Source organism: Streptomyces sp. NRRL S-118, assembly GCF_000716335.1.
GTDB lineage: Bacteria > Actinomycetota > Actinomycetes > Streptomycetales > Streptomycetaceae > Streptomyces.
The window spans coordinates 154168-161120 of the sequence record NZ_KL591028.1; the positions used below are offsets into that span (position 1 = coordinate 154168).

5 protein-coding genes and 1 pseudogene are annotated in these 6953 nt (G+C 72.2%); 4 read left to right on the forward strand and 2 right to left on the reverse strand.

The genetic code is table 11. The annotated features are described in order from the left end of the window. Positions 1–164: 164 nt before the first annotated feature. Positions 165–1742 carry a serine/threonine-protein kinase gene (locus IH00_RS40885; protein WP_078888071.1) on the reverse strand — a complete coding sequence of 526 codons (1578 nt, stop codon included), beginning with the start codon at positions 1740–1742 and terminating at the stop codon, positions 165–167. A 355-nt stretch (positions 1743–2097) separates the two neighbouring features. Here IH00_RS40885 and IH00_RS0132335 point away from each other — a divergent pair, with 355 nt between their 5' ends. Beyond that, positions 2098–2496 (forward strand): hypothetical protein, encoded by a 399-nt coding sequence (locus IH00_RS0132335; protein ID WP_031079645.1) that lies wholly within the window; start codon positions 2098–2100, stop codon positions 2494–2496. Between the two features lie 192 nt (positions 2497–2688). Here the strand turns inward: IH00_RS0132335 and IH00_RS38020 are convergent, their stop codons facing one another. Beyond that, positions 2689–3153, reverse strand: coding sequence for a LysR substrate-binding domain-containing protein (locus tag IH00_RS38020; protein WP_052411797.1), 465 nt, complete (start codon positions 3151–3153; stop codon positions 2689–2691). 427 nt (positions 3154–3580) lie between these two features. Between IH00_RS38020 and IH00_RS0132345 the strand changes: the two genes are divergently transcribed. The 3 genes and pseudogenes from IH00_RS0132345 to IH00_RS44480 form a co-directional block, all read left to right on the forward strand. Then, positions 3581–4738, forward strand: coding sequence for an MFS transporter (locus tag IH00_RS0132345; protein ID WP_052411809.1), 1158 nt, complete (start codon positions 3581–3583; stop codon positions 4736–4738). A gap of 216 nt (positions 4739–4954) precedes the next feature. Further along, a complete protein-coding gene (locus tag IH00_RS0132350; RefSeq protein ID WP_031079647.1) occupies positions 4955–6481 on the forward strand; it encodes a DUF4331 domain-containing protein in 1527 nt (508 codons plus the stop codon). A gap of 289 nt (positions 6482–6770) precedes the next feature. Further along, positions 6771–6953 (forward strand): annotated as a pseudogene (locus IH00_RS44480) (short-chain dehydrogenase/reductase); the annotation flags it as partial.

Here is a 6953-nt window from a genome sequence, read left to right on the forward strand (position 1 = left end):
AGGAGGGGGAGGCTTCGTGACGAGGCGCTGCGCAGCGTCGGCGGCCGCCCAGGGGAGTCGTACCGGCCGCTGCCATCGCGTGGTGGGCACCCGGCACTCGCCCGGCCGAAGACCCGGGACGCCTCGGCGGTGAGCAGGCGCGCGAAGCCCGGGAGATGGCGCACTCAGTTCGTCTTCTTGTGCTTCGCCGGCTTTCCCTTTGCCGACTGCTTGGTCCGGTCGCGATCCGGGCCTCCCGCGGCGTGCTCCGGCGGAGTGCCTGCCCCGTCTCGGGTGGCCGCGGCGGCGGGGGCCTCCCGCTCGGCGGCCGCCGACTTCCGCTGCCCGGCAGTCTCTTGGCTGACGGCAGGGGCGGTCGCCCGGCGGACGGGGCGGGAGGACGGTACCTCGGACGGGGAGGACGAGCCCGGTCGAGCCTCCTCGGGCGGGAGCGGTGCCGTGGTGGCCGGGCGGGGCTGCCGTGCGGCCGTGTCCTCGCCACCCGCAGGAAGGCTGCTGATCAGCCCGGTCAGCGCCACCCCCAGCGCGGCCAGCGCCGCACCCGCCGTGACAGCCCGGCCGGCATGAACGGAACCGGCCCCGCGAACGGCGGACTTCGGACCGTGCGGAGAATGAGGGGATTGCGACGGAGACGAGTACGTCAGCGCATGCGAGGACTCCGCCGCATGCGAAAACTCCCTGGCGGGCGAGGTCTCCGGGGAACGCGAGGTCTCCGGAGAGCGTGCGGGCACCGGGGAATCCGGGAACGCGGGCCCACCGCTCGCCGCGGCCGCGGCCGCGGCCAGCGGACCGGCGCCGCCCTGCGCGGCATCGGTCCTCTGCGACCGCACCGTGTCGTCACCGGAGCCCTGCCCCTTCCGTGGGACGGCCACCGCATGGCCGGACGCCGCCGCGTCTCCGTGTCCGTCCGTCGCCGCCGTCGCGCCCGCCGCCAGGACCCGGCAGCAGGTGACGGCGTCCGGCCGCATGCTCTCGTCCGCGGCCGTCATCGCCTCCAGCAACTCGACGATGTCGTGCGGCAGCTCCCGCGGTATGGCCGGCGGCCGGTGCAGGCGGGCGATGGCGGCCTCCAGCGGAGTCCCGTCGTACTCCAGCTCACCTTTCACGCATTCCAGGAGCACGAGGCCCAGGCTGTAGATGTCCGCGGCCGGCCCTGCCGCCCTGCCCTCCACCTGCTCCGGCGCCATGTACGCGGCGGTGCCGACGAGCGCGCCGCCGGCAGTGGGGGCCGCGGTGTCCGCCAGCTGGGAGATCCCGAAGTCGGTCAGGTGCGGGGAACCCGCTTCGTCCAGGAGGATGTTCGACGGCTTCACGTCGCGGTGCACCACACCCGCCGCGTGCACGTGCGCGAGTGCCGAGGCCAGTGCCGATCCGATCCTGCAGATGTCGGCGAGCGCCGGAGGGGCCGCGGCGATCCGCCGGCGCAGGGTCGTCCCCCTGATCAACTCCATCACCAGGTACGGAAGCCCGTCGTCCCGGCCGCAGTCGTAGACGGTCACCAGCCCGGGGTGCCGCAACCGGGCCAGGAGATGGCACTCCCTGTCGAACTGCTCCTCCGTATGAGCATCGCTTCCCGGGCGGAAGACCTTCACCGCGACCGGTCGCCGCAGTCGCAGATCCACCCCTTCGTACACATCGGCGGCGCCTCCGCGGCCCAGCAAGTCGTCGAGCCGGTAGCGGCCGGCCACCACGTGGGCCGTGAGCCGGAAATCCGGTCGTATCTGCCACGGGCGGACCTTCATCACTGCTCCCTGCGTCGCTGTTGCCGCCTGCCATTCGTCCACCCGCCCACCTGTGCACCCACCGGACCTGCGCCTGGTGTACGGCTGCGAGCACCTCATACGCCTGCCCCCGGAACGCCCAAGCATCCGTGCGGGCCGCACGACCGCGTACGGCGGCGGGTTCCGAGGGGCCACCCGGCCCCGAGGGAGCCGGTGATGGCCCACTCGTCGTGGGGGACGCCGCTCCGCGCCCCGGTGCGATCGGGAGTATCAGGCGGACGGAGTATCCGATTCGTGTCGAATAATCCTGTTATCAATACATGTGCCTAGGGTGAGGCCCGCTGAAGCCTTCCCCACCCACACTCGGGAGACAGACATGGGTCAGTTCAGTCGTACATGGGCAGCCGGCATCACCTCGGCCGTCGTCGTCGCCGGTTCGATCGGCGTCGCGGTCGCCTCCCCGACGCCCACCGCGCACAAGCCCGCGGCCGCGGCCGACGCGCTCTCGCCCGCCACGACGAGCGCCAAGAGCGTACGGGCGTGGGAGTCGTTCCGTATCAGCGGTGCGGCGAAGCAGCTGAAGCCGGGAAGCCGCGTCACCCTCCAGCAGAAGCAGGGCAAGCGCTGGGTCTCGCTGCCGGCCTCGATGAGGACCAACCGCAACGCCCACTACAACCTGCGCGTCGTACTCGGCCTCCAGGGTCACAACAAGCTGCGCATGGTGTCGAACAGCGGGCGCGTCGTCTCGCCGGTCATCGGCGTCTGGGTGCGCTGAGGCCTGAGTCCCGGAACAGACCGGATCAAACCTGATCAGGTCGGGGCGGACCGGATCAGGTCGGGGCAACCCGGATCAAGTCACATCAGGGAGGCCCTGAGTGCCGGGGCGCTGTGCGGTACCGCCGGTCGTCGCACCGCGCACCCGGCGGGCCCCGGTCCCGCCCCCCCAGCGACCGCCCACGGAAAGGAACTACAGCCGGTGCGCCGCGTCCCAGCGGCCACCGCCTCGGCGAAGGCCCGGCCCCCGCGCGTTGTCGCGGTCGGCGCGCCGGACCAGTCCGAGCGCCGAGTCGGGCAGTCCGGTCACCGGAACGTACGCCATGTCCCGGCGGTGGTGGTACTCGGTGGTGGGGCGGCAGAGCAGCATCGCACCCCGGTTGACCGCCACCAGCGACAGGCCCTCCTGAAGGGCGCCGACCACCGGCCCTTGCGGCACCGCGGAGCCCGACGGCGTACGGGTGGGCGCCTGCGCCTCGCGCCAGTGGTCCGGCGCCGGAGCGGCCACACACACCAGCGGTGTCCCGGTCGGCTCCTCGGCGTCCAGGGCGGCCCGGGTGGCCAACGGGTGCCTGCGGGACACCGCGAGACACTGCGGCCGGCGGGAGAAAACGGGCCCGAGCACGAGATCCGGGTCCTCGACCGGCAGCAGCACCATCGCGCCATGCCGACCTCGTCGCGGTGCACGGGACCGAAGGAGTCGCCCAATGGCAACTCGGTGATCCGGGTGCGACAGCCGGGATACCGCTCCTCGAACTCCCCGACCACCGCCATGAATCCGTAGCCCACGCTTCCCTGGAACCCGAGCCGCAGCGTCCCACTGAGGCCGAGCGCCGCCGCCCGGGCGTCCTCGACTTGTCGCGGCGCGTGACGGTCATGGCCCTGCCCCTCCGCCCGGCGCGCGTTCGCGTCCGGCGCGACATGGTGTCCGCGGCGTCATCGACGGGTCCACCTCATGGAAGCACGAGAAGTTCGCGCTTGTTCCGCTCCCTGGGCCGCAGTTGTGTGGAGCCATGACGAACGTGGACAACCGGCGGGCACAGAAGCCCGTCCCGTCGGCCTCTGCAGAGGGTGGCTGGCCCGCGGTGACGGCGGTTGCGGCCGGCACCTTCTCCGTGGTCACGTCCGAAATGCTGCCGGTGGGACTGCTCACGCCGATCAGCGCCTCACTGGACGTGAGCGAGGGAACCGCCGGGCTGACGCTCACCGTCACCGGCCTCATCGGTGCGCTGTCGGCCCCGCTGATCACCGCGGCGGTCGGCCGGACCGACCGGCGCGTGGTCCTGTGCTCCCTCATGGCGCTCCTGGCGGCCGCCAATGTGCTCGCGGCCTGGTCGCCCGACTTCGCGGTCATGATGGTGGCCCGCGTGCTGATCGGCGTCGCCGTGGGGGGCGTATGGTCGCTCGCGGGCGGACTCGGAGTGCGGCTGGTTCCGGCCACGTCCACCGGACCCGCCACCTCCATGATCTTCGGCGGTATCGCGATCGCCTCCGTGGTGGGCGTGCCGGCCGGGGCGTACGCCGGTGAACTCGCGGGCTGGCGCGCGGCGTTCCTCGCCACCGGCGGACTGGCCGCGGCCGCGCTCGTGACCGCCGCCATGGCCGTGTCGCTGCCGCCGCTCCCCGCCGACGAACCGGTCGCGCTGGGCGGGGTGATGCGGCTGCTCGGCAAGCCGCAGGTGACGACCGGGCTCGCGGTGGTGACCCTCCTCGTGACCGGCCACTTCGCCGCGTACACCTACGTGCGGCCACTCCTCGAGGAGGTCTCGGGCGTCAGGGCTTCGCTGATCGGGACGCTGCTGCTGGTGTACGGAATCGCCGGTGTCGCCGGCAACTTCCTGGCCGGCGCCCGGGTAGGCCGGTCGGTGCGCGGCCCGCTGCTGGTGATCAGCACCACCCTGGCCGCCTCCGTGCTGATGATGCCGGTGCTCGGGCTGTCCGTGGCGGGTGCCTGCCTCGTGCTCGTCCTGTGGGGCCTGGCATACGGGGGTGTGTCGGTGAGCTCCCAGACCTGGCTGGCCCTGGCGGCGCCGGAAGCGAGGGAGGGCGCGACGGCCCTGCTCGTGGGGGTGTTCAACGGGGCCATCGCTCTCGGCGCCTTCGCGGGAGGCAGGGTGGCGGACGGCCTCGCCACTCGGTCGGTGTTGTGGTCGGCCGGTGTGCTGGCCCTGGGCGCCCTCGTGGCGACGGGTCTCGGGTCGGTGCCCCCGCCGGCCGCCGCCACCACCGATCCGGCCGAGTGAACGACCGGTACCGCGACGCCGGCCACGCGGTTTCCGGCGCGGCCGTGCGGCCGTGGCCTGCCCGCGATTCAGCAGGAAGGACGTCGTCGGCACCGCCCGCGTCAGGGCACCTCGTGGATCTCGTACCGGCCAGGACCGAACAAGACGGCCGTGGCGCACGTACTGGACCTACAAGCAAGCCGGAGGGGACGCGATGACTGACGAAGGACGGACGAGATGACCGCAACCACGCAGAGTGGGCGCACCGGGCGAGGAGCACGGCCGCGCAGGAACATCACTCGGCTCGCCTGTGCCGCACTGGCCGCCGCGAGCCTGGCCGCCGCCGGAGCCGGCATGCTGCAGCCGCAGACGGCGACCGCGTCGAGCCACCGCGAGGCGCCCCTGATATCCGGGCAGCCGCAGTTCGACACATCGGACGTGTACGCGTTCGTCAGCCCCGACCATCCCGACTCGACGACCCTGGTGGCGAACTGGCTGCCGTTCCAGGAACCGGCCGGAGGCCCCAACTTCTACACGTTCGCCGAGGACGCCCGTTACGACATCCACATCGACAGCGACGGTGACGCCCAGGACGACCTGGTGTACCGGTTCACCTTCGAGGACCACCGCAAGAACGAGAACACCTTCCTCTACAACACGGGCGCCGTGGAGAGCCTGGACGATCCGGACCTCAACTTCACCCAGAGCTACGACATCGAGTTGCTGCGGATGAAGCACGGGAAGGTCGCCTCCCGGCACGACCTGGCGAAGGACCTCCCGGTGCCCGACTACCAGAAGCTGCGCGACCAAGCGGTACGGGAGGTACCCGGCGGGCTCAAGGCCTTCGCCGGCCAGGCCGACGACCCGTTCTTCCTCGACCTGCGGGTCTTCGACCTGCTGTACGGGGGCGACCTGTCGGAGGTCGGGAACGACACGCTCAAGGGCTACAACGTCAACACGATCGCCCTTCAGGTACCCAGCGCGTACCTGCGCGAGTCCGAGGAGCAGCCCGTGATCGGCGTGTACGCGACGACCGAGCGCAAGAACGCGCGCGGGGACTGGACGCGGGTGTCACGGCTCGGCATGCCGCTGGTCAACGAGGTCGTCAATCCGGTCAAGGACAAGGACCGGTTCAACGCGTCCACGCCCGAGAACGACGGGGACTTCCTCAAGAACGTCACCGAGCCCGAGCTGCCGAAGCTCATCGAGGGCATCTACAAGATCAAGGCCCCGGCGGAACCGCGCCAGGACCTCGTCTCGGTGTTCCTGACCGGTGTGAAGGACCTCAACCAGCCGCCGCACGGCAAGCCGTCGGAGATGCTGCGCCTCAACACCGCGGTCAAGCCGGCCGCGGAGCCCAAGCGCCTGGGTGTACTGGACGGTGACAACGCGGGCTTCCCCAACGGGCGTCGGCTGTCCGACGACGTGCTCGACATCGCGTTGCAGGTCGTCGAGGGCGAGCTCGTCGGTGCGAAGAACGACCTGGGTGACGCCGTCGACGCCAACGACAAGAAGTTCGGCGGTACCTTCCCGTACGTCGCCCTGCCCACCGCCGGATCCGACACCAAGGCGGCCGGCGCGGCCACCAAGAGCGACGCCACCGGGCTGACGGGCGGCATGTCCTCGATCACCGCCTCATGGGGCGACGACACGGTCATGCTCGTCTCGGCGGCATCGGGTGCCGCGGCCGTGCTGCTGATCGGTCTCGGTACGGCGTGGCTGCGTGGTCGCAGCCGTCCGGAGCGCCGGTCCTGGCTGGGCTGACCACAGCCGTCACGGCCGGCTGCGCGGCCGACGGCACGGCCGACCGCGCTGACCGCCGGCCGTGACCGCCGGCCGGTCCGGTCGGCCCCTTCGACAGCCCGGCGGCATCCTCCCGTCCCCCACGGCGCCGCCGGGCCCCATACCCATGAGACCGAGGAAGGCGGAGTCGATGCTCGTACCGATCCCGCGGCTCGCGCGATGGCGTGAGCGAGTGCACGACCGATGGCGTGAGCGACGACAGAGCGAGGAGCCGGGCGGGCAACCGGGACAGGGCCAGGAAACGGGACCGATGGCAGGACCGGGACCGGGTTCGGAGTCGGGATCCGGATCGGGCGGCGGGCCGGGGCGGTGGCGGACCGCGGTGGTCGTGGCGGCGGCTCTCGGGCTGACCGCCGCCTCGGTGGCCTCCGGCGCCGTCGGCGACACGCCGGGGCCGGACCGGTCCGCGCCCTCGCTCGCACCGGACGTGCCC